At 72.1% G+C, this 22,569-nt stretch carries 21 protein-coding genes and 2 pseudogenes; 8 read left to right on the top strand and 15 right to left on the bottom strand.

All coding sequences use genetic code 11. The features are described 5' to 3' along the window. Positions 1–60: 60 nt before the first annotated feature. The gene (locus G3I77_RS31015) at positions 61–609 is read right to left on the bottom strand and encodes a hypothetical protein (RefSeq protein ID WP_248508846.1); all 549 of its coding nucleotides are present in this window, start codon (positions 607–609) and stop codon (positions 61–63) included. Positions 610–778: 169 nt separating this feature from the next. Continuing rightward, positions 779–1,765 (bottom strand): fibronectin type III domain-containing protein, encoded by a 987-nt coding sequence (locus G3I77_RS31020; RefSeq protein WP_248508848.1) that lies wholly within the window; start codon positions 1,763–1,765, stop codon positions 779–781. Positions 1,766–2,175: 410 nt separating this feature from the next. Between G3I77_RS31020 and G3I77_RS31025 the strand changes: the two genes are divergently transcribed. After that, positions 2,176–2,874: a glycoside hydrolase family 75 protein gene (locus G3I77_RS31025; RefSeq protein ID WP_248508849.1), complete on the top strand. Its 699-nt coding sequence runs from the start codon at positions 2,176–2,178 to the stop codon at positions 2,872–2,874. A gap of 77 nt (positions 2,875–2,951) precedes the next feature. On the opposite strand, the gene G3I77_RS31030 is transcribed toward G3I77_RS31025, so the two are convergent. The 4 genes from G3I77_RS31030 to G3I77_RS31045 all read right to left on the bottom strand — a co-directional run bounded on the left by G3I77_RS31030 (position 2,952) and on the right by G3I77_RS31045 (position 5,735). Further along, a complete protein-coding gene (locus tag G3I77_RS31030; RefSeq protein ID WP_248508850.1) occupies positions 2,952–3,362 on the bottom strand; it encodes a PTS fructose transporter subunit IIA in 411 nt (136 codons plus the stop codon). After that, the gene (dhaL, locus tag G3I77_RS31035; protein ID WP_248508852.1) at positions 3,355–3,954 is read right to left on the bottom strand and encodes a dihydroxyacetone kinase subunit DhaL; all 600 of its coding nucleotides are present in this window, start codon (positions 3,952–3,954) and stop codon (positions 3,355–3,357) included. Before dhaL ends, G3I77_RS31030 begins: the two co-directional genes overlap by 8 nt. 49 nt (positions 3,955–4,003) lie before the next feature. After that, positions 4,004–4,996, bottom strand: a complete 993-nt coding sequence (gene dhaK, locus G3I77_RS31040; RefSeq protein ID WP_248508853.1) for a dihydroxyacetone kinase subunit DhaK — start codon at positions 4,994–4,996, stop codon at positions 4,004–4,006. A 280-nt stretch (positions 4,997–5,276) separates the two neighbouring features. After that, on the bottom strand, positions 5,277–5,735 hold the full coding sequence (locus G3I77_RS31045; protein WP_248508854.1) for a pyridoxamine 5'-phosphate oxidase family protein: 459 nt from the start codon (positions 5,733–5,735) through the stop codon (positions 5,277–5,279). 282 nt (positions 5,736–6,017) lie between these two features. On the opposite strand from G3I77_RS31045, the gene G3I77_RS31050 reads away from it, so the two are divergent. From G3I77_RS31050 to G3I77_RS31065, 4 genes and pseudogenes are all read left to right on the top strand, one after another. Further along, a complete protein-coding gene (locus G3I77_RS31050; RefSeq protein ID WP_248508855.1) occupies positions 6,018–6,926 on the top strand; it encodes a universal stress protein in 909 nt (302 codons plus the stop codon). Between the two features lie 88 nt (positions 6,927–7,014). After that, positions 7,015–7,308 (top strand): annotated as a pseudogene (locus tag G3I77_RS31055) (HAD-IA family hydrolase); the annotation flags it as partial. A 20-nt stretch (positions 7,309–7,328) separates the two neighbouring features. After that, positions 7,329–7,755: pseudogene (locus G3I77_RS31060) on the top strand (universal stress protein); the annotation flags it as partial. 119 nt (positions 7,756–7,874) lie between these two features. Then, the gene (locus G3I77_RS31065; protein WP_248508856.1) at positions 7,875–8,900 is read left to right on the top strand and encodes a 6-phosphofructokinase; all 1,026 of its coding nucleotides are present in this window, start codon (positions 7,875–7,877) and stop codon (positions 8,898–8,900) included. 47 nt (positions 8,901–8,947) lie between these two features. Here the strand turns inward: G3I77_RS31065 and G3I77_RS31070 are convergent, their stop codons facing one another. Then, a complete protein-coding gene (locus G3I77_RS31070) occupies positions 8,948–9,838 on the bottom strand; it encodes a universal stress protein (RefSeq protein ID WP_248508857.1) in 891 nt (296 codons plus the stop codon). A gap of 272 nt (positions 9,839–10,110) precedes the next feature. Between G3I77_RS31070 and G3I77_RS31075 the strand changes: the two genes are divergently transcribed. Both G3I77_RS31075 and G3I77_RS31080 read left to right on the top strand, forming a co-directional pair. Continuing rightward, positions 10,111–11,163, top strand: coding sequence for a class I fructose-bisphosphate aldolase (locus G3I77_RS31075; RefSeq protein WP_248508859.1), 1,053 nt, complete (start codon positions 10,111–10,113; stop codon positions 11,161–11,163). 116 nt (positions 11,164–11,279) lie between these two features. After that, positions 11,280–12,422 carry a site-2 protease family protein gene (locus G3I77_RS31080; protein ID WP_248508861.1) on the top strand — a complete coding sequence of 381 codons (1,143 nt, stop codon included), beginning with the start codon at positions 11,280–11,282 and terminating at the stop codon, positions 12,420–12,422. Positions 12,423–12,505: 83 nt separating this feature from the next. Here the strand turns inward: G3I77_RS31080 and G3I77_RS31085 are convergent, their stop codons facing one another. The 3 genes from G3I77_RS31085 to G3I77_RS31095 are packed head-to-tail and all read right to left on the bottom strand — an operon-like array spanning position 12,506 to position 14,661. Then, a complete protein-coding gene (locus G3I77_RS31085) occupies positions 12,506–13,390 on the bottom strand; it encodes a universal stress protein (RefSeq protein ID WP_248508862.1) in 885 nt (294 codons plus the stop codon). Further along, positions 13,387–13,902: a flavodoxin domain-containing protein gene (locus tag G3I77_RS31090; protein WP_248508863.1), complete on the bottom strand. Its 516-nt coding sequence runs from the start codon at positions 13,900–13,902 to the stop codon at positions 13,387–13,389. The genes G3I77_RS31085 and G3I77_RS31090 overlap by 4 nt, the downstream gene beginning before the upstream one ends. Before the next feature lie 15 nt (positions 13,903–13,917). After that, positions 13,918–14,661, bottom strand: a complete 744-nt coding sequence (locus G3I77_RS31095; protein ID WP_248508959.1) for a CBS domain-containing protein — start codon at positions 14,659–14,661, stop codon at positions 13,918–13,920. A gap of 486 nt (positions 14,662–15,147) precedes the next feature. Here G3I77_RS31095 and ppdK point away from each other — a divergent pair, with 486 nt between their 5' ends. Beyond that, on the top strand, positions 15,148–17,832 hold the full coding sequence (gene ppdK, locus G3I77_RS31100) for a pyruvate, phosphate dikinase (protein ID WP_248508865.1): 2,685 nt from the start codon (positions 15,148–15,150) through the stop codon (positions 17,830–17,832). A gap of 19 nt (positions 17,833–17,851) precedes the next feature. Here ppdK and G3I77_RS31105 read toward each other — a convergent pair whose 3' ends face one another. From G3I77_RS31105 to pdhA, 5 genes are read right to left on the bottom strand one after another with little or no spacing between them, the layout of a single operon-like run. Beyond that, positions 17,852–18,871 (bottom strand): nitroreductase family protein, encoded by a 1,020-nt coding sequence (locus tag G3I77_RS31105; protein WP_248508867.1) that lies wholly within the window; start codon positions 18,869–18,871, stop codon positions 17,852–17,854. A 22-nt stretch (positions 18,872–18,893) separates the two neighbouring features. Next, positions 18,894–19,139 carry a phosphopantetheine-binding protein gene (locus tag G3I77_RS31110; RefSeq protein WP_248508869.1) on the bottom strand — a complete coding sequence of 82 codons (246 nt, stop codon included), beginning with the start codon at positions 19,137–19,139 and terminating at the stop codon, positions 18,894–18,896. Continuing rightward, the gene (locus G3I77_RS31115; protein ID WP_248508871.1) at positions 19,136–20,539 is read right to left on the bottom strand and encodes a 2-oxo acid dehydrogenase subunit E2; all 1,404 of its coding nucleotides are present in this window, start codon (positions 20,537–20,539) and stop codon (positions 19,136–19,138) included. The genes G3I77_RS31110 and G3I77_RS31115 overlap by 4 nt, the downstream gene beginning before the upstream one ends. A gap of 2 nt (positions 20,540–20,541) precedes the next feature. Further along, complete coding sequence (locus G3I77_RS31120; protein WP_248508873.1) at positions 20,542–21,537, bottom strand: alpha-ketoacid dehydrogenase subunit beta; 996 nt, start codon at positions 21,535–21,537, stop codon at positions 20,542–20,544. A 7-nt stretch (positions 21,538–21,544) separates the two neighbouring features. Then, complete coding sequence (gene pdhA / locus G3I77_RS31125; protein WP_248508875.1) at positions 21,545–22,492, bottom strand: pyruvate dehydrogenase (acetyl-transferring) E1 component subunit alpha; 948 nt, start codon at positions 22,490–22,492, stop codon at positions 21,545–21,547. Positions 22,493–22,569 lie beyond the last annotated feature (77 nt).

Consider the following 22,569-nt stretch of genomic DNA (forward strand, 5'->3'; position numbering starts at 1 on the left):
CGTGACGGCGGCCCGCCCGCCCGGAGCGCTTCGGGAGAGCGGGCCGCCGTCCGTACCGGGTCAGAGCCGGTACGGCCTGTTGCGCCGGCGCAGGTACCAGGCCGTCGCGAGGACGCCGGATCCGACCAGCGTGCCGCCCGCCACCAGCGTGACGGTTCCGTAGTCCGTCGTGCTGCCGCCGACCCCGCCCATCACGCCGCGCGACGGCGACGCCGAGGGGGACGCGGACCGCGAGGGGGAGGGAGAGGGGGCCGTGGAGACCACGACGGACTGGGTGCCCGCGGTGGTGCCGTCCGAGCAGACGACGATGACCGTGTAGGTGCCCGGGGTGACGCTCGACCAGGCGGCGGACTGGTTCGTGGACGTCCCCGACAGCGTCACCTGGCGGCCCTGGGCGAAGCTGCCCTGGCTGCTGGTGAGGAGCGAGGCGGTGCCCCAACTGCCGTTGATCTGGGTGCACGAGCTGGTTGTGACCGACACCGTGGACCCCGTGGTGCTCACGGAGATGCCCGGGCCCGCGACAGCGGGCACCGAGGCCAGGGCGAGGGGCAGCGCGGCAGCGGCTGCCACGGTCAGGCCGGAGCGGAGAACTGGCGATGAGTTGCGCATGTGGACTGCCCTCCGGCGGCACGGTTGGCGGTACATCCTTGCGCCGCCGAGGGTCGGGGAACGCCCGTGCTGCCTCAGGGTCAGCCAAAGGGCTCCCGGCCCGGGCCGCACTCCGAGCACCCCCGTGCAGGTGACGGGTTGCCGCTCCCGGCCGGTACCGGGGAGGACGTCAGCGCCCCGCGCCCGTCGTCACCGCCCGCTCCGCGGAGAAGCCTCCCCAGGTGCCGTCCGGCAGCATCGCGCGGATCCGGACCCGGTGGGTGACCCCGGCTTTCCGCCCGGCGTAGAAGCTGTACGTGGCCCGCTCGCGCGGGGCGCTGCCGCCGTAGACGAGGGACGTGGCCGGTCGGCCGTCCAGCTCGATCTGGTACTCGGTGACCTCACCGTCCACGCGGGGCGGCACCCAGCTCAGGTCGACGTGGTACGCCCCGTCCTCGCGGTGGCTCGTCGCCCGGAAGCCCGTCGGGGCGGTGGCGCGGCCGTCGTCCGTGCCCGGGGTGGTGAGGCGGACGGTGGGACTGGCGGGGGAGACGTTGCCGGCCGCGTCCCGGGCCCGGACGGTGAAGGCGTAGTCCGTGCCGGGCCGCAGCCCCGTGAGCACGGTGGCCGTCTGTCCCCCGCCCACACTGTGGATCTTCGTGCCGTGCTGGTGGATGTCGTACGACACCACGCCCCGGTCGTCCGTCGAGGCGGACCAGGACAGCTGGACCGCCCGGCTTCCGGCCGCCCGTCCGCCGGGCGCCGACGGGCGGGTCGGTGCCCGGCGGTCGTCCGCGACGGCCGCGGGCGTCTTCGCCCGGACCTCGCGGCTCGGCGGCCCGACGCGCCCGTCGGTGTCCCGAGCCCGTACGGAGAAGGCGTACGGCGTCGAGGGCCGGAGCCCGGTGACATCCACCATGTGCTGCGAACCCGGCACCTCCTTGACCTTGGTGGTGCCGCGATACACCTCGTAGGCATCGACCCGGGCGGTCGCGTTCCACATGACATGCACGCTGGTCGCGCTGCCCGCCGCGGCGGTGACACCCGTGGGCGCGCCGGGCACACCCCCGCCGTTCCCTTCCTCCGCACCGGGCCGGCCGCAGGCGGCGAGCAGCGCGAGAGTCCCGCAGAGCGCCAGGTGGCGGAGGAGGGACGAGGGAGCGAAGCGGCCTGGCACGACACTGCCTCCCGGGGGTGGCACACGGGAATGGTCCGGACCAATATGACGCCGTTGGCGCGACCACATCAAGAGGGCGGCCGGGTCGAACACCGGAGGCCGCTTCCCGGAGGGCGTCACCCCCCGGCCGTGCGTGACCACCCGGGAGAGTTACGTATGCTGAAGACCTCACGGCCGAACTCCTGCTGGAAATCGCGGAGTTCGGGTCTGTCGCGCGGAACGCTGTCGTCGCAGATCCCGCGCCGGCGCGGGTGGCCGGGCGGCCGGGGTCTTACGCGGACTCAGGCCCCCGGCCCCTGCCGGAGGTTGGGGACGTGCACCGTCCGGCCCCCCAACGGTGGCCGGATGATCCCCTCGGGGCCAGATTGGGCTGAGTGCCCGTCAGGTCCCCCACGAGAGGCTCCCGTATCGTGCGTGTCCAGTCGCTCACTCTGGCCGCGGCCAGCGCCGCCCTGCTCGCCCCGACTACACCCCCCGCCGCCTCGCCCCACCCCGCGGTGTGGCGCGAGAGCACCGTGAGCGCCGCCGATCTGCTCGCCAAGGTGCGGGACTGCACTCCCGTCTCCCGTGGCCGCTACCGCAGCGACAACGGCGCGCCCGCGAACATCCCCGTCTGCGGCACCCGCGACGCCGTGTTCTGGAAGGCCGACATGGACATCGACTGCGACGGCCTCCCCGGACCCCGCTGCAACCGCAGCACCGACCCGTACTTCGCCGCGAGCACGGCCTACGCCCAGTCCGACGGCCGCCCGTTGAGCGCCGAACGCCTGCCCTTCATCGTCGTGCCCGCGCCCAGCGGCCTCTGGGACTACCGGGATCACGGCATCGGGGGTGGTTCGGTGGTGGCCGTCGTCTACCGCGACCGGGTGCAGTACGCGGTCGTCGGCGACACGGGCCCGCAGGGCATCATCGGGGAGGCGTCCTACGCGACCGCCAAAGCCCTCGGTATCCGCGCCGATCCGCACGGCGGCGGCGCGCCCTCCGGCGTCACCTACATCGTCTTCAAGAACACCAAGGTGTCGCCCATCGAGGACCACGCGGCGGCCGTGGCCGAGGGGGAGCGGGTGGCGAGGCGGTTCGCCGACGGGAGCCGGGCAGAGGGAAGCTGAGCGGCTGACGGCGCGTCACGGACACGGCTGCGGCCGGGCACACCGCCGATCCGGCGTGCCCGGCCGCAGCAAGTCGCTCACACCTTCCGGTAGGTGTACGCCTCCGTGGCGGCCGCCTCCACCGCTGCCAGGTCCGCCCCGGTGGACGCCGTGACGACCGCGGCCACGGCTCCCTCCACGAAGGGGGCGTCCACCAGGCGCGTCCCTTCCGGGAGTTCGTCGCCCTCCGCGAGCAGCGCCTTCACCGTGAGCACCGCGCTGCCCAGGTCGGTCAGGACGGCCACTCCCGCACCGCGGTCGACGGACACGGCCGCCGCGGCGATCAGTTCGGAGCTCGTACCGAGCCCGCCGCCCTCGGTACCGCCCGCCGGAGCGACGGGCACCACCGGGCCACCGCCCGCGAGCCCCTTCGCCAGCTCGGCGACCGACGCGGCCACCGCCGCGCTGTGCGACACCAGCACGATTCCCACCAGCTGCTCGTCACTCACCGGCGGCCTCCACGAGTGCGGCGATCAGCAGCGCCGAAGAGGTGGCGCCCGGGTCCTGGTGCCCGATGCTGCGCTCGCCCACATAGCTCGCCCGGCCCTTGCGGGCCTGCAGGGGCGTCGTCGCCACGGCGCCCTCCTCGGCGGCGGTCCGGGCCGCAGTGAACGAGTCGCCGAGCGCGTCCACCGCGGGCACCAGCGCATCGATCATGGTCGCGTCGCCCGGGGCGGCACCGCCGAGCGTCATCACCGCGTCCACCCCGGTCCGCAGCGCCTCGGTCAGCTGCTCCGCACTGACCTCGCCGGCATCGCCGAGCGCCTTGCCGGTACGGCGCAGCAGCGTCCCGTACAGCGGCCCCGAGGCGCCGCCGACCGTCGAGATCAGCTGGCGTCCGGCCAGTGTCAGGACCCCGCCGGGCGTGTCGGGGGCCTCCTTCTCCAAGACGGCCACGACGGCCGTGAACCCGCGCTGGAGGTTGGTGCCGTGATCGGCGTCCCCGATGGGGGAGTCGAGGGCGGTGAGCCGTTCCGCCTCGCGGTCGACGGACGCGGCGGTCGCCGTCATCCAACGGCGGAAGAAATCGGCGTCGAGCACTGGATCTCCTTGCCTGGTAGGTACGTGGTGATCCTCTACCCTCTGCGTGTCACACGCCCCAGCGCAGGCCCGGGGTCTTCACCGGCGCGTCGTACAGCCGCAGCAGTTCCTCGTCGACCTGGCACAGGGTGAGCGAGGCGCCCGCCATGTCCAGCGAGGTGACGTAGTTGCCCACGAGGACGCGGGCCACGGGGACGCCGCGCTGGGCGAGCACCCGGTGCACCTCGGCGTTGAAGCCGTACAGCTCGAGCAGCGGCGTCGCGCCCATGCCGTTGACGAGGACCAGCACCGGATTGCGCGGCTGGAGGTCCTCCACCACCGCCTCTACGGCGGCCTCGGCGATCTCGCCGGAGGTCATCATGGCGCGCCGCTCCCGGCCGGGCTCGCCGTGGATGCCGATGCCCAACTCCAGCTCGCCGGGCGGCAGATCGAAGGTGGGGCTGCCCTTGGCCGGCGTGCTGCAGGCGCTCAGCGCGATCCCGAAACTGCGGGAGTTCTCGTTCACCTGCCGGGCGATGGCCTCGACCTGCTCCAGAGGCATGCCCTCGGCGGCGGCGGCGCCCGCGATCTTCTCCACGAACAGGGTCGCGCCCGTACCGCGCCGCCCCGCGGTGTACAGGCTGTCGGTCACCGCCACGTCATCGTTGACCAGCACCTTCGCGACCTGGATGCCCTCGTCCTCGGCCATCTCCGCGGCCATGTCGAAGTTGAGCACGTCACCGGTGTAGTTCTTCACGATGAACAGCACGCCGGCACCGCTGTCCACGGCGGCGGCAGCGCGCAGCATCTGATCGGGTACGGGGGAGGTGAACACCTCGCCGGGGCAGGCCGCCGACAGCATGCCGGGACCGACGAAACCGCCGTGCAACGGCTCGTGCCCGGAGCCTCCGCCCGAGACCAGCCCCACCTGCCCGGAGACGGGAGCGTCCCGCCGTACGATCACCCGGTTCTCCACGTCCACGGTCAGCTCCGGGTGGGCAGCCGCCAGGCCGCGCAGCGCATCTGCGACCACGGTCTCCGGGACGTTGATCAGCATCTTCACGGGAACCTCCTGATGAGACTAGCATCTGGGCCTCTGACCTTCATCTTCGCAGGTCAGGTTAGGGTCGACCAGTTTGTGACTGGCCATCAGGAAAGGATGGCCGTCCCTTCTGAGCCGGCTGGTGATCCTCTGATGGGCAGTATCGACCTTGCGGAAGCGAAGGTCACGCTCCCGGTGCCCACACCGTCGCCGGATGGGGCGTCAACTCCGCCCTGCGTGACGGCCGGTGCCGATTCGAGTTCCGGCATGACCGCCGAATCGGCGCAGGCACACTCATGCGTTACAGGGCCGCGCCCGCACCGGTGAGCAGCACGCCGGCCACCAGGTCGGGGCGGATCCGCACCGTGTCGTGCACCGCGTGTTGCACCCAGGGGCGCAGCATCTCCTGGTAACGGGCCAGCTGGCGCGGATCGGTCACGAGGTCGGCGTAACCGGTGACGACGACGCTCCAGCCGAGGTGCGTGTCGGGATCGATGGAGTCGGCTTCGTACGCGACGACCACGCCCCGGCCGTCGGCTCGGCGGCTACGTGCGGTCAGTACCGCTCCCTCGTGTGTGCGGAGGACGATCTCGCCGTCGTCCAGGACGTGGTTGACCGGACGGATCTGCGGGAGCGCGTACTGAGTGAAGACGATCCGGCCCAGGGACACACTGCCGAGCAGCCGCAGTGCCTCGGCGCTGTCCAGCTCCGTGCTCTGCCGCGGCTCGGCGGGGAAGGGCTGTGCGTTCTCGGTGGTCATGACGGTCTTCCGCTTGGTCCGACATGTTGATGGAACGCCCGGTGACCGCGTATGGCAAGGGCCGTTCGGCCCCGGCCGCTGCCCGTCCGGCCCACCGGGTGTGGCGGAGAATCCCCGTGGAGGCTGGTGAAGATCTCCGGCTGGTACGACAATGAGTGGGGTACGCCGCAGGACCACCGGTGGGAAGCTCCGAGGACTCCCCGGAAGCCCTGGTGCGGCTGCCGCGCAGCCGGGCTGGACGAACTCCCGGGAGTCGCAGCCCGACGGAAGGCGGTGGGGACGATGGAGCTTCCCTTGGTCGTTGGCGTCGACGGATCGCAAGCGAGCCTCCTGGCGGTCGACTGGGCGGTGGACGAAGCCGCGCGGAGCGGCTTCCCGCTGCGGCTGGTGTACGCCTCCTTGTGGGAACGCTATGAGGGCGCCCTGCTGCCGGGGAGCGTGGAGCGCTCGTCCGAGCGCGTGATGGTGGAGAACATCCTCGGAACCGCGACGGAGCGCGCCCGACGACGCAACCCGGATGTGAGGGCGACCGCCGACGTCTCGGCCGCGGAAGCCGTGTCCGCCCTGCTGGACGCGGGGGACAACGCCAGGGCACTGGTGACGGGCTGCCGCGGCCGCGGAGAGCTGAAAGGGATGCTTCTCGGCTCGGTGAGCCTGGCCGTGGCAGCCCGGGCCCACTGCCCGGTGATCGTCGTTCGGGGCGACGAGGCCGGTTTGGCCGGCACGCACGAACGCATCATGCTCGGAGCGGGGGAGCCCGGGGCGAGCGAGGAGGCCGTGCGGTTCGCCTTCGACGAGGCCGAGGCGCGCGCGTGCGTCCTCGACGTCGTACGCGCCTGGCGCCGCCCCGCGTACGGGACCGTCGACCGTCCCGTGCCGGCCGGAGAACCGGCTCGCCGGCACGAAGCGCAGGCCTCCGCCCTCCTCGATGCTCTGCTCCGTGATGCGGCAGCCGACCACCCCCGTGTCCGGGTACGCCGCGCGACGGTTGAGGGATCGGCCCGCAAGGTGCTGCTGGACCGTTCCGCGGCAGCGGACCTTCTGATCATCGGCGCCGGGCGAAGACACGACCATTACGGCTTCCAGCTGGGCCGAGTGGCACACACGGTGCTGCATCACGCGGCCTGCCCTGTGGTGGTCGTGCCCAGCGGTGCGACCCCCTCGCGTTCCCCCGCAGGCGAACGGCCGTGATCCGGCACCGACGGGGCCGCGGCCTTCCTCGCCTCGCGCGGTGTCGACCCGACCCCCCAGCGGGTCACGTCCGTCGCCGCGTACAGGCCTCTTGGACGCCCTCGTGGACGGTGGCGAGGCGGCCCGTCTGGATCTTCCGGGCAAGCCTCGGCCCGACCTTTTCCCGGAGGCGGCGCGACGGCTCGGTGCCCCTGCCGGCCGCACCGCCGTCGTGGAGGACGCGCTTGCGGGGGTGGAGGCCGGCCTCCGGGGCGGTTTCGGCCTGGTCGTCGATGTGGATCGGGCGGCCGGTACGGGCACCCGGGACGAGTTGCCGCGGCACGGCGCGGACATCGTCGTAGGGGACCCGGACGACCTGCTGAACCAAGAGGCACCACCGTGATGGTGCGGACACGGTCTGGGGAACCGTGGGTGCTCGGGTCGCGCGGTCTGAGCGGAGTGGGAGGCTTCCTGGTGGGGTCCGTGGGCCCGGCCGTTGTCGCGCACACCGACGCCCCGTGGTCCTGGTCCGGGCCGGCGAGCGGGCCGCCGGCGAACACACCATGGATCCGGCCGGCATTCCGTCCGCCGCCACCTCCTTCCGCCCCGTCGTCCCGGGGCTCGACACCGGCAGCCCGACGACTCGGTGATCGCCTTCGCCTTCGAGGAGGCGGCCCGTCGCGCCACCGCCCTGAGGGTCGTGCACGGCTGGTACCAGCCGACCTACTTCGCCTATGGGCTGCCCTCCGACCTCAGGGTCAACGCCGAGCTGGGCAGGCGGGAGGCCGCCGCACTGGCCGAGGCCCTGCGCCCGTGGCGGCAGAAGTACCCGGCCGCCGCGGGCGTCGAGTGGCCACTGCGGACCGAACGGGGGGACGCTGGAGGGGAGGCGACCCGCGTCCCCCGGCAGCGGATTCGACCGCCGAGCAGGCTGCCACCAGGTGGGTGAGCAGTCGATGGGAGGAAGCCATGAGGGTTGGAGTGCTGACGGGCGGCGGTGACTGCCCCGGCCTCAACGCCGTGATCCGCAGCATCGTCCGCAAAGGCGTCCAGGAGTACGCCTTTGACTTCGTCGGACTGCGAGACGGCTGGCTCGGCGCGCTCAAGGGCCATGTGGTGCCGCTCGACATCTCCAGCGTGCGCGGAATCCTCCCGCGGGGCGGGACCATCCTCGGCTCCTCCCGCACCAACCCGTTCAAGCACGAGGACGGGCTGCGACGCGTGCGGGACACCCTCTCGGCTCACGACGTGGACGCGCTCATCGTGATCGGCGGCGAGGACACGCTCGGTGCGGCCACCGAGCTGAGCCGTCAGGGGATCAATCTGGTCGGCGTACCGAAGACCATCGACAACGACGTGTCGGGCACGGACTTCACCTTCGGCTTCGACACCGCCGTCGGCATCGCGACCGAGGCCATCGACCGTCTCCACACCACCGCCGAGTCGCACATGCGCACGCTGGTGGTCGAAGTGATGGGACGGCACTCGGGGTGGATCGCGATCCATGCCGGCGTCGCGGGCGGCGCCAACGCGATCCTCATCCCGGAGCGGCCGTTCGACATCGAGCAGGTCTGCGGGTGGGTGCGGAGCCGATTCAAGATCAACTACGCCCCGATCGTCGTGGTGGCCGAAGGGGCCGTCCCTCATGAGGGACAGATGATCCTCAAGGACCAGACGCTGGACGAGTTCGGCCACGTGCGACTGTCCGGCATCGGCGAATGGCTGGCCCAGGAAATCTCCGAACGGACCGGCACGGATGCCCGCACCACGGTCCTGGGGCACATCCAGCGCGGCGGCACGCCGAGCGCCTTCGACCGGTGGCTGGCCACGCGCTTCGGACTGCACGCCGTCGACGCGGTCAAGGACGGTGACTTCGGCACGATGGTGGCGCTGCACGGCACGGACATCGTCCGCGTCCCCCTCGCCGATGCCACGGGGAAGACCAAGCGGGTCGACCGGTCGCTGTACGACGAGTTCGAGGTGTTCTTCGGCTGACTGCCCCGGTCACCTGCCGGATCGCCGCCGGACTCGCGGACCGGCCGTCACCGGGTGTGCGCCACGACCGCCACCGGGCAGCGGGCGTGGTGCAGCACGGCGTGGGTGATGGGGCCCATTCTGCCCTCGACCGCCCGCGCATCGGTACGGCGGCCCACGACGAGCAGCTCCGCGCCGCCGGACGTGTTCAGGAGCGCTTCCGCGGGGTGGAGCAGCATGACATCGGGACGGACCGTCACCCGCGGATACTTCTCCTGCCACGCGCGCAGCGCGTCGGAGAGCTGCAGGGCCTCCTGATCCTCCCAGGTGGCGCGGTCCTCCTCGGTCACCGCCAGGGTCCGGGGAGACACGGAGTCGGCGGGCAAGGCCCAGGCCTGGATCACCCGCAGATCCGCTCCCCGTGCCTCAGCTGCCGCGAACGCGAAGTCCGCCACCTCACCGACCGGGTGATGTGCGTTGAACCCCACCACTACCCGGGCAGCGCCGCGCGCCGTGTGCGCGCCCTCGCCGAAGACCTGGGCATGCCCTGGGGGCACCAGCACGACGGGGCAAGGGGCCGCCATGGCCATCCGCAGGGCCACCGAGCCGACCGCGAGTCCGTCGAAGCCGCCCGTCCCGCGCGTGCCCACGACGAGGAGACCGGCCGCACGCGCCGCCTCGAGGAGTGCCGAGGCCGGGGTGTCATCGGCGTGTTCGCCCCGGAGGTCGAGGTCCGGGTAGCGGTCGCTGAGGTCGGTGACCGCCCGTTGAAGCATCCGCTCACCCATGTGGCGCAACCTGTCCACGGCCGGGGCCGGCACGGCGCTGCCCGGAAGGGGTGGGGAGGCGTGGATCAGGCGCAGGGGAACGCCCCGCAGAGCGGCCTCTCGCGCTGCCCAGTCCGCCGCCGCCGAACTGTGCGCGGACCCGTCGATACCCGCCAGCACAGGGTGACGCATCGTGTCCTCCTTCGCCGGAGCACCTCAGCAGGATCCGCACGGTCCGTGCCGCCTCTGTTCCACTGTTCCACGGCAGGACCGCTACGGCCCCCGCACCGGACGGGGATCCCCCCCCGGCGCACGGCGGGCCCCGTCACAGCGGGCCCGCGGAACGGTCACGCCGCGTCGGACATCGGCCGAAACGGCGCGCGCGGAGTCACATGAAGCCTGGCGGTTGCGGGAACCCGGGGGCTGTCTCTCGGTACTCCCGAACGACCGGAGGCGCGAAGCCGATGACCGACATCCGAGGCTTGCTGGGCGACGAGGCCGACGACCTGCTGACCCACAGCGCCCACGGGATCCCGAAGGAAGACCTGGTACTCCCGGGCCACGATTTCGTCGACCGGACCATGGCCGGGAGCGACCGATCGCCCCGAGTGCTGCGCAATGTGCAGTCCCTCATCGACCACGGCCGTCTGGCCGGCACGGGGCACGTGTCGATCCTGCCGGTCGACCAGGGCATCGAGCACTCCGCGGCGTCGGCGTTCGCCAGGAACCCCCGCTACCTGGACCCGGAGAGCATCGTCGAACTCGCCATCGAGGGCGGCTGCAACGCGGTCGCCAGCACGCTCGGTGTGCTCGGGGCCGTGTCGCGGCGCTACGCGCACCGGATCCCGTTCATCGTGAAGCTCAACCACAACGAGCTCCTGACCTACCCGAACCATTACGACCAGATCATGTTCGGCAACGTCGAGCAGTGCTTCGAACTCGGCGCGGCCGGTGTGGGCGCCACTGTCTACTTCGGCTCGGAGCAGTCGGACCGCCAGCTGCGGGAAGCCAGTGAGGTCTTCGCGCGTGCTCATGAACTGGGCATGTTCACCGTGCTGTGGTGCTACCTGCGCAACTCCGCGTTCAAGAAGGACGGCGTGGACTACTCGGTGTCGGCCGACCTCACCGGGCAGGCCAACCACCTCGGTGTGACCATCGAGGCCGACATCGTCAAGCAGAAGCAGCCGGAGAACAACGGCGGCTACCCCGCGCTGGAATTCGGCAGGACCGACAAGCTCCTGTACGACAGGCTCACCACCGGTCACCCGATCGACCTCACCCGCTGGCAGGTGGCCAACTGCTACATGGGCCGGGTCGCACTCATCAACAGCGGCGGCGCGTCGGCCGGCCAAGGGGACCTCGCGCAGGCCGTACGGACGGCGGTGATCAACAAGCGGGCGGGCGGCACCGGGCTCATCACCGGCCGCAAGGCCTTCCAGCGGCCCACCGCAGAGGGCATAGAACTTCTCCACGCCGTCCAGGACGTCTACCTGGACGACACCATCACGGTGGCCTGACGGGGGTCGGCCGAGGCCGCGACCCCGGTCCGTCCCGTCGTCCGAGGCCAGGAGACGGGCGGTGGTCGCCGCCGGACGGCTGTCCTCGGGTGAGGGTACGAACAAGGGAGAGGGCAGTGAGGGCGACGTTCGTGCTGGGACGGATCGCCGGTGTCCGGGTCGGTGTGCACTGGAGCGTGCTGTTCATCTTCGGCATCATCGCCCTCGGCCTGTCTCAGGGCCGCCTGCCGGAGACGTATCCCGGCCGTGCCTGGGCGGTGTACTGGGCTGCTGGCCTCTGCACCGCCGTGGTCTTCTTCGCCTCGCTCCTCGCACATGAGCTGGCGCATGCCGTCGTGGCGCGGCGCAACGCGGTCGAGGTGGACGACATCGTGCTGTGGCTCCTCGGCGGAGCGGCCCGGCTGAAGTCCGAGGCGTCCAGCCCGGGGGCGGAGCTGAGGATCGCAGGGGTCGGCCCGCTCGTCAGCCTCCTCCTGGGCGGGCTTTTCGCGCTCGGCGCCTGGCTGCTCGACCTGGTGTCCGCGTCCGGGATCATGGTGGAGATGGCGGCGTGGCTGGCAGGCATCAATGTGCTGCTCGCGGTCTTCAACGCCGTCCCGGCCGCCCCGCTCGACGGCGGCAGGCTGCTGCGCGCGTTCCTGTGGTGGCGCACGGGAGACCGGCTGCGGGCGACCGCCGGCGCGACCGCGGCCGGGCGGGTCTTCGGGTGGCTGCTCGTGGCGCTCGGACTGATCGCGTTCATCACGCGCGGCGCGTTCGGCGGTCTCTGGCTGGCGCTGATCGGCTGGTTCCTCATCGGGGCCGCCACGGTCGAGGGACGGCAGGCCCATCTGCGCGGTGTGCTGGCCGGTGTCCCGGTGCGGGCCGCCATGACGCCCGAACCCCTCACGGTGCCGGCGGACACCACGGTCACGGGCTTCCTCACGGATGTGCGCTACCGCTACCGGCATTCGGCGTTCCCGGTGACCGACGACGGCTCACCGGTCGGGCTGGTGACCCTCGACGGCGCCAGACGGGTGCCGCAGGACGAGGCCCGGGCCGTGATGGTGAGGGAGGTGATGGTGCCACTGTCGCAGACCATCGTGGTCGGGCCGGACAGCCCGCTGGCGGATCTGCTGCCGCGCATGGAGCCGGGCGCCGAGCACCGGGTCCTGGTCGTGGAGCACGGCAGGCTCGTCGGGATCGTCTCGTTGTCGGACGTCAGCCGCACGGTGACGTGGCTGATGAACACCGCCTCCGGGCGGCGCGACGGTCGGTGACCGGGGCCCGGCGGCGGGCACGCCTCCTGCGAGCCCCGTGAAACGCCCGCAGCATGCGACGAAATGATCCGGAGACCCGCGGCCTACCGGTCGTGCGCGAGCGGGACGGTGATGACCGGGCAGTGTGCGTGGTGCAGTACGCCGTGGCTGACGGAGCCCAGCAGCATGCCGGCGAAGCCGCCGTGGCCGCGGGTACCCACGACCAGGCCGAGGGCGTGTTCGGACGCCTTGACGAGGACCTGAACCGGGTGGCCCCGCACGACCTCGTGGTGCAGTTCCACCTCCGGATGGGCGGCGGTACGTCCGGCCACCGTCTCCGACAGAAGCCGGCGGCACTCCTGGACGGCCGCGTCCTCGTCCAGGACGCCGAGGGGCGGCGCGTGCCACACGTACAGGGCGCGCAGGACCGCGCCGCGCAGGGAGGCCTCCTCGAAGGCGAAGTCGACCGCGGCGGCGGACCGAGGGCTGCCGTCGACCCCGACCACGAAGTACGGCGGCTGCTGGGTGATGTGCTCCGACTCCGGTACGACCACCACGGGGCAGGGTGCGTGGGCGACGAGCGGCAGGGCGACGGCGGCGGAGGTGAACATCTCCTGGAGAGCACTCAGATGCCAGGAACCGAGCACGATCTCCGTGGCGCGCTGGGCCTGCTCGCGCAGCACCCACGCCGGATGCCCCTCCGCCAGCAGCCCGGACACCCGCACCCGCGGATGCCGGGACTCGACGAAGGCCACCGCCTCCTTCAGCACGCGGTCCCCCGTCGCATGCAGCGCTTCGTTCCACTCCTCCCACGACGGCCGCCCGCCCGTCGGCCGGTATCCACGCGTCGGTACGTTCTGCGCGAGGACCAGCAGCAGGGGCAGGCGGCGCCGGTCCGCCTCGTCGGCGGCCCAGGCGAGCGCCATGCGTCTCCCCGGGTCGGGGTCGACACCGGCCACGATCGGGTTGCCTGCTCGTGTGTGCGTCATGGCCGACTCCCGGGTTGTTCTCTCGACAGCTCCCCGGCCACCGTCGTCGCCCAGGCGGCGATCTGCTCGAAGTCGCGGAAGTCGCCGCCCTTTCCGGAGTTGACGATCATCCGGGCGATGCGTCCCTTGACCTTTCCCTCCAGGCGTCCGCCGAAGGTGATGTGACCGCGGGCATCGAGACGGTCCGCGACCCGCCGCACGCCGGGCGCCGGCGGAATCTCCCGCTCGGACGCCGAGGGGTCCAGAGGCCCGCTGCTGAACAGCCACACGGGACGCTCCGTCAGGGCCCTGCGGTGATGCCGGGCGAAGCGGCGGGCGTCGCGCTGCCAGCGGCCCCCGTACAGTCCGCCGCCGAGTACGACGGCATCGTACGGCGTGACGTCCGGGACGCTGGCCGCCGAACGCACCGCCACCGTCAGCCCCTCCTCGGTCAGCACCTCACCGATGCGCTCGGCGATCTCGGCCGTCGAGCCGTTGGTCGATCCGTAAGCGACCAGCACTGTCTCCGTCATGGTCGGTGTACCTCCTCACGGCCTGCGCGGCCAGGTGTCGGCAATCCCGTGCAAGGCCCGCTCGTCCGGCCGCAGCCTGGAGTCGTCGAAGCGATGGGTGAGGTGGTCGACGACCGCGACCACACCGTCCATCTCACGGCACATGAGCACGGCCGACCTGGCCTCGCTGCGCCGCTCCAGCCGGCCGGTCAGCGTCACCACGCCCTCATGGACGTCCACGTCGACGGTGCGTGGTGTCAGCGACAGAGCCCGCCCCAGCACCTCGTCCACGACGGCGGTGCGGATCTCCGCATCGGGGCGCAGGAAGACCCGGAGCAGGTCGCGGCGCGTGACGATGCCGACGAGCCGTTCCTCGTCGTCCACGACGGGCAGCCGTTCCACCCCGTGGCGTGCCATGACCCGGGCCGCCTCGACGACGGGCGCGTCGCTGTGGACGGTGACGGCCGGGTGGGACATCAGCCCTCCGGCCGTCCGGGCCCGGGATCGGGCCCGGGATCGGGCCCGGCGGGCGCGGGCGCCCAGGCCCGGGCGCGGCCGGCGGAAGCGTCGATCCCGCTCCAGCGGGTCGGGAGTCTCGGCTTGCCGGACCATCAGGTCGGTCTCTGAGATCACTCCGATGACCTTCTCGTCGTCGTCCACCACGGGCAGGCCGCTGATCCGGTACTCGGCGAGCAGCCGGGCGACCTCCTTGAACGGTGTGCCGTATGCGGCGCTGACGACGTCGCTCGTCATCAGCGCACCGACCTTGCTGTGTTTCATCATCCTCCGCCTTCCCTCAGGAGCGCGCGGGCGCGTGCCGACTCGGCGGAACCCGCGCAGACAGGGGCCGTGGGCCTTTCGCCGGCAGGTCGTACGTTCAGCGTCCGCCTCGCAAGCGCCTGATTCGATGGGCCGGCCGGGCACGCCAGGGGCCGGGTGGTCCCGGGTTTCCGGGGCGCACGCGGGCTGTCCGTGATCATCGAGAGGTCGGGGCTCCCGGGCCGGAAGTTCCTCCCGGCGGGCCGAGCGGCCTGTGCCGGCGACGGCCCCATGCCACCCCACCCGTGCAGGGGCCGGATGGGCCCGGACGAGGGCCCGGTGGCCCCTCTGCGCGCGGAGGGGCCGCGCGCGACCCTGGGAGGGAGAAGCACGCCGAGCGCAGGGAGTGCATCGGATCTTCGCTGTCCTCGCTCCTTGCCGGAGTCGCCGGGTCCGCGGACGGCCCCGGTGCTGTCGTTCCTGCGCGACTGAGAGGCCGGAGCCGAGATGAGCACCCCGACGACCTATGTGTACGAGTTCGCCGACGGCAACCGCGAGATGACCGGACTGCTCGGCGGAAAGGGCGCGGGCCTGGCCGAGATGACCCGGCTCGGCCTGCCGGTACCCCCCGGCTTCACCGTCACCACCGAGGCCTGCCGGATCTACCTGGAAACCGGCCAGGAGCCACCGGAGCTGGGTGTCGAAGTGGCCCGTGCACTGGCCGGCCTTGAGCGGGCCATGGGACGTGATCTCGGCCGGCCCGACGACCCTCTGCTCGTGTCCGTCCGCTCCGGCGCCCGCTTCTCGATGCCGGGCATGATGGAGACCATCCTCGACATCGGTCTCAACGACGCGTCCGTCGCGGGACTCGCCAAGGCCTCCGGCCAGGAGAGGTTCGCCTGGGACTCCTACCGGAGACTGCTGCAGATGTTCGGCCACACCGTCATGGGTGTCGACGGTGCCCTGTTCGAACAGGCCATCGGCGCGCACAAGGCCGCGCTGTCGGTGACCGACGACCACGCTCTGGACGCGGCCGAACTGGCCGCCCTCGTCGAGGAGTTCCAGGCCATCATCCGCCGCGAGACAGGCGAGGACTTCCCGCAGGACCCCTTCGAGCAGCTCTACCGCGCCGTCCGCGCGGTCTTCGCCTCCTGGAACAGCGAGCGTGCCCGCGTCTACCGCCACCGCGAGCACATCCCCGAGGACCTCGGCACCGCCGTGAACATCCAGACGATGGTCTTCGGCAACCTCGGCCCCGACTCCGGCACCGGCGTCGCCTTCACCCGCGACCCCGCCACCGGGGAGCGCGGCATGTACGGCGACTACCTGCCCGACGCGCAGGGCGAGGACGTCGTCGCCGGTGTGCGGGACGCCGTACCGCTGGCCGAACTGAAGGACCTCGACCCCCGCGCGTACGCCGAACTCGGTGACCACCTGCGCACCCTGGAAGCCCACTACCGTGACCTGTGCGACGTCGAGTTCACCGTCGAGCGCGGCAAGCTGTGGATCCTGCAGACCCGCGTCGGCAAGCGCACCGCGGAAGCCGCCTTCCGGATCGCCCACGACCTGCAGGACGAGGGCACCCTCACCGCGGACGAGAGCCTCGGCCGCGTCGGCGGCACCGAACTGACCCGGCTGATGTTCCCCACCTTCGCCACCCGCCCCGCCGACGTGCCCCTCGCGCACGGCGTGCCCGCGTCTCCGGGCGCCGCCGTCGGCGTCGTGGTCTTCGACTCGGAGGCCGCCGTCCGCCGCGCGGCCGACGGACAGCACACCGTCCTCGTGCGGCGCGAGACCACCCCCGACGACCTGCCCGGCATGATCGCCGCACAGGCGGTCCTGACCAGCCGCGGTGGCAAGACCAGTCACGCCGCCGTCGTCGCCCGCGGCATGGGCAAGGTCTGCGTGTGCGGCACCGAAGCACTGGCCATCGACCCCGCCGCCCGCCTGTTCACCACGCCTGCCGGTGTGGTCGTCCGCGAAGGCGACACCCTCTCCGTCGACGGCACCGCGGGCACCGTGTATCCGGGGGCCCTGCCGCTGGCCCCCTCGGAAGTCGGCCGGTGCCTGGAGACCGGCGAGGACACCGGGCCGCTGACGGAAGCCGTGCTGAGCGCCCTCGCCCACGCCGACTCCGTACGCAGGCTGGAAGTCCGGGCCAACGCGGACACCCCCGAGGACGCCGCGCGCGCCCGCAGGCTCGGAGCCCAGGGCATCGGCCTGTGCCGCACCGAGCACATGTTCCTCGGCGAACGCAGGTCGCTGGTCGAGGCGATGATCCTCGCCCGTGACGACGGCGCACGCGAACAGGCGCTGGCGGCCCTGCTGCCACTGCAGCGGGAGGACTTCACCGGCATCCTGAAGGCGATGGACGGTTTGCCGGTGACGATCCGGCTGCTCGATCCGCCACTGCACGAGTTCCTGCCCGACCGCACGGAACTGGCCGTCCGCATCGCCCGCGCGCCGCATCCCGACGCACACGACCGGGACCTCCTCGGCGCCGTCGAGCGCATGCACGAGGAGAACCCGATGCTCGGACTGCGCGGCGTCCGCCTCGGTCTGGCCGTACCGGGCCTGGTGACGATGCAGGTGCGCGCCGTCGCGGAGGCCGTGGTCCAGCGGCTGCGCGAGGGCGGCCGGCCACGCGCCGAGATCATGATCCCGCTCGTCGGGGCGGTGGAGGAACTGCGCCTGGCACGGGCCGAGGCCGAGCGGGTCCTCGCCGAGGTCGCGGAGGAGACGGGACAGAACCTGGACTGCCCGATCGGCACCATGATCGAGCTGCCCCGGGCCGCGCTGACCGCCGGCCGCATCGCGGCAGCAGCCGACTTCTTCTCCTTCGGCACCAACGACCTGACGCAGACGACGTGGGGCCTGTCCCGCGACGACGCGGAAGCCTCCTTCTTCCCGCTCTACCTGGAGAAGGGCGTCTTCGCCACCTCTCCCTTCGAAACCCTCGACCAGGAGGGCGTCGGCCGGCTCGTGGAACTGGCCGTCGAAGCCGGCCGGGCCGTCAACGCCCGACTGGAGACCGGCGTGTGCGGCGAGCACGGCGGTGATCCGGAGTCCATCCACTTCTTCCACCGGGCGGGTCTGGACTACGTCTCCTGCTCGCCCTTGCGGATTCCGGTGGCTCGTCTGGAGGCGGGGCGCGCGGCGCTCACCGACGTGACGACGAGTGACAGCAGGTGAGCGAGAAGGCGGCCGCCTCTCAGTCGATGTCGAGCACGTCGCGCACGGGGCGTCGCGGCGTCGCGGGACCTTCGGGGCCGTATCCGAGGCGGACCAGGATCTGGACGTAGGCCATCGCCGTCAGGGGGTCCCGTGCCAGCCAGCGCAGGTCGCGTGACTCCAGGGCATGGGAAGTGAGGGACGTGGCCAGGCCGTGCAGGGTGGCCAGGAGCAGGACGCGTTCCAGCGCCTGGCCCGCGCTCAGCCAGTCGGCCGGCTGGTCGTCGGCGGTGCCCAGGAGCGCCAGATGGGGGGTGTGCTCGAAAGCGGCCGTGCCGCGATCGGCCACCGGGCGACGGCCGGCGAAGTCGCGCACGGGGGCTTTGCCGTCCCGCTGACGTGGGCCGAAAGCGTACGCGGGGATGCCGTCGGTCGCGGTATCCGCGGTGGCGGCGTCGATCCGGGTCCAGCGGGCCACGTCCTCGAAGGCGGTGGGGTCCAGGGTTTCGCGTCCCTCTGCGTCGTGGGTGAGATCCAGGAGTGTCTCGACGTGCCACGTGGAAGGGAAGGCGAGCTGCGCCCCTTCCCGGCGGGCGGCGTCACCGAGCTCGGCCTGGATGCCGGCGGGTATCTCCCTTTCGTCGAAGGGAAAGCGGCTGGTGTGACGGCGGTGGATCGCCGGGTACAGCGCGGCGAGCAAGTCGTCGGGACCGGTGGGGCCGGCCAGCCGCACCGACGCGAGCAGCGTCGGGTCCGCGGGCTCGGGCAGCAGGCGGGTCGTCGGTTCCCAGCCCGCGTGGGCCGCGGCCACGCGCAGGTTGAACAGGGCGGCACCGCAGCCGAGGTGGAGCGCGCGGTTCGTGGGATCCGACCGAGGCATGGCGCGGTCGAGGTCCGCGCGCAGGTGGAAGGTGCGGGCACCGGACAGGAAGCGGAACTTCCACGGCTGCGCGTTGTGCATGGACGGAGCGGCTGCGGCGTCCTCGACGAGGGCGGTCACGGTCTCGGCGTCGAGCGTGGGCTCTTGCACCTGGCGCCTCCCTTCGGAGTCGAGGACCATTCCGACTGCGGTACGGGCCTGCTCACTTCGTGTGGGCGAGGAGAAACTCGGTGCTCGAGGACAGCGTGGTCAGCTGTGGGGTGTCCTCGTCGTCGATGCGGATGCCGGTGCGCTTGCTGAGTGTCTCGATGAAGCCGAGGAAGTCCAGCGAGTCCATTTCGAGGGTGTCGCGGAACGGGACGTCGGGCCCGATGCCGGTGAAATCGGCGTCGGGGACGACGCGGGTGATCGATTCCTTGACGATGTCCTGTGCTTCGGTACGGTTCACAGCTCCTCCGGGTGGTGCAGGAGGCGGTCGACCACGGTCAGGTAGCGGGCTCCGACGGCGCCGTCGGTCGCCCGGTGGTCCGCGGACAGGGTGGCGGTGACGACGGGGCGTACGCCGAGGAGGCCGTCCACGGCACACGGCCGGTCCGTGACGCGTCCGAAGCCGACCAGGGCCACCTGGGGCGGGTAGATGACACCGAAGACGGCTTCCACGCCCTGATCACCGAGATCGGTGACCGTGAGGGTCGAGCCGGACACCTCCGAGCTGCGGAGCCTGCCGGTGCGGGCGCGGGTGACCAGGTCCTTCAGAGAGGCCATCAGCTGGGGGAGCGGGAGCGTGTCGGCGTCGCGCAGGGCGGGGGCGACGAGCCCGCCGCCCCGCAGCGACACGGCCACGCCGAGATGGACGCCGTCGCCCGCCTCGAAGCGGTCGTCGGTCCAGAAGCCGTTGAGCTCGGGGACCTCCCGGGCCGCGAGGGCCGCGGCCTTCAGGAGCAGGGCCGCGGGCAGCAACCGCTCGCCGACCGGGCTCTGCCGGTTGTGCTCGTGCAGCCATTCCATGGCGTCGGCCAGGTCGACGGTCGTGGACAGGTAGTAGTGCGGGATGTCCCGGTTGGCGCGGGCCATCAGTCCGGCGATCGCCCGGCGCATCGTGTCCGTGTGGTCCGCCGAGGGCCGCACCGGGGCGGTGACCTGCGGCTCGGGCGCGGCCGTGGGTGCCGGTCGCGAGGCCGCTTCGCGCACGTCAGTGGCGCGGACAGCGCCGTCCTTGCCGGTCCCCGTCACCTCGGTCAGGTCGACGTCCAGTTCGCCGGCGAGCCGGCGGGCGAGCGGGGAGGCTCGTCGCCGTGAGGGCCGAGCGGCAGCGGCTGCCCGTTCGATGTCGGTCCGAGTGACGCGCCCTCCGGGCCCCGACCCTTCGAGCCTCTCCAGTTCGATGCCGCTGTATTCGGCGAGGTGCCGGAGCAGGGGGCCCGCTTCGACGTGCCCACGCTCAGGGGCAGCCGGCGGCCCGGCGGTGGGTTCCGGCCGGGCGGGAGCGGGCGCGCGGTGTGACGCCCGCGGGGCCGGTTGCTTCGCCTCGGCCTCTTCGGGCAGGCGGAGTTTCTCTCGCTTCCCGGGCTTCTCCGCCTTCCGGGGCCCCTCCGCTGTGCGGGGCTTCTCCGCAGCCGGCTCGATCAGCGCGAGCGCCGTGCCGACCGGCACCGTCGTACCGGGCTCGACCAGCAGCTTCCCGATCGTCCCGGTCTCGAAGCACTCCACCTCGATCGTGGCCTTGGCGGTCTCCACGACGGCGACCGGATCGCCCTTGTGGACCTGGTCGCCGGGGTGGATCAGCCATTCCTGGAGCATGCCCTCGTCCATGTCGGCGCCCAGGGACGGCATGGTGAACTCGGCCATGGTCAGCCCACCGCCCGGTGCGCCGCCGCGACGATGTCGGCGGTCTGGGGCAGGGCGGCCTCCTCCAGCCGCCGGGCGTACGGGATGGGAACCTCCGCACTGCACACCCGCTCCACCGGGGCGTCCAGTTCGTAGAAGGACTCCTCGGCGATGCGTGCGGAGATCTCCGCGGCGAGGCTGCCGGTGCGCCAGGCTTCGTCGATGACCACGGCGCGGTGCGTGCCGGCCACGGTGGCGGTGATGGCGTCGTTGTCGAGAGGGCGCAGGGTGCGCAGGTCGACGACCTCGGCGCTGATGCCCTCGGTGGACAGCTCGTCCGCTGCCGCGAGCGCTTTCGGGAGTGAACCGCCGTAGGTGATCAGGGAGATGTCCGTGCCGGGCCGGCGGACCGCGGCGTGATCGATGTCCCCGGGCGCGGCGGGCGCGGAGAGTTCACCGGAGGCGTTGTAGAGACTTCCGTGCTCGAAGACCAGTACCGGGTCGGGGTCGGCGAGTGCCGGGGCGAGCATGTGGCGGGCGTCCTCGACGGTCGCCGGCGCGAGGACGCGGATGCCCGGGATGTGTGCGTACCAGCCCTCCAGGCTGTGGGAGTGCTGGGCGGCGAGCTGCCGCCCCGCGCCCGTGGTCATACGGATCACCAGGGGGACGGGGAGCTGACCGCCCGACATGTGCAGCAGGGTGGCGGCGTTGTTGAGGATCTGGTCGAGGGCGAGCAGGCTGAAGTTGACGGTCATGATCTCGACGATCGGCCGCATCCCGGCGAGGGCGGCGCCGATGCCCGCGCCCACGAACGCGGACTCCGACAGCGGTGTGTCGCGGACCCGTTCGGGCCCGAACTCCTCCAGCAGGCCGAGGCTGACGCCGAAGCATCCGCCGTAGCGGCCCACGTCCTCGCCCATCAGGAAGACGCGGTCGTCGGCGCTCAGGGCGTCTCTCAACGCCTCGCGCATCGCCTCCCGATAGGTCGTCTTCGCCGTCTGAGGCTGCGCTGTGCTCATGGTCGCCTCACCCCGCCGGGGCGCTGGTGACGTGGCGGAGCAGGTCCTCGACCGGCTCCTCCGGTGCCTGTTCAGCCGCTTCGACGGCGTCGTCGATCTCGTGGGTGGCGCGCTGCTCGATCCCGGCGAGTTCTTCGTCGCCCAGTTCACCGTTCTCGCGCAAGCGGGCCATGAGCTGGTCGATCGGGTCCCGGGCCTTCCACCGGTCGATCTCCGCCTTGTCCCGGTAGCGGTCGGGGTCGTACATGGAGTGGGCGCGGAAGCGGTAGGTGCGCGCTTCGACGAAGTGCGGGCCCGCCCCGGCCCGGATGGCTTCGGTGGCCCGGCGGGCGGCGTGCTCGACGGCCTCGACGTCCATGCCGTCGACGGCCCAGGCGACCATGCCGTACGAGGCGGCGCGCAGCGCGAGGTCGGTCTGAGCCTCATGCCGTTCGAGAGCTGTGCCCATGGCGTAGAGGTTGTTCTCGCAGATGAGCAGGAGCGGCAGGTTCCACAGGACGGCGAGGTTGGCCGTCTCGTGGAACTCGCCCTCGGCGAAGGCGCCGTCACCGAAGAAGCAGCAGGTGACGCGGTGCTGTCCGCGCATGCGGTCGGCGAGGGCCAGTCCGGCGGCCAGGGGGAGACCACCGGCGACGATCGCGTTGCCACCGTAGAAGCGGTGGCTGGCGTCGAACAGGTGCATGGAGCCGCCGCGGCCCCCGCTGCACCCGGTCGTCCTGCCGAACATCTCGGCCATGACGGCCTCGGCGGGGATGCCCCGAGCGAGTGCGTGACCGTGCTCGCGGTACGTGGAGACCACCGCGTCCTCGGGGGTCAGGGCTTCGTTGACGCCGACGGCGACGGCCTCCTCTCCGATGTAGAGGTGGACGAAGCCGCGGATCCGCGCCGCGCTGTACAGCTCGACGCATCGCTCCTCGAAGCGGCGGATGCGCAGCATGGACTCCAGCAGGTCCATCCTGTGCAGGGCGGGTTCGGCAGCAGGACCTGCTGCCCGCCCGCCCCTCGCTTGCCTCGGCGTGGCCTTTTTCGCGT

Source organism: Streptomyces sp. D2-8, assembly GCF_023184515.1.
Lineage (GTDB): Bacteria > Actinomycetota > Actinomycetes > Streptomycetales > Streptomycetaceae > Streptomyces.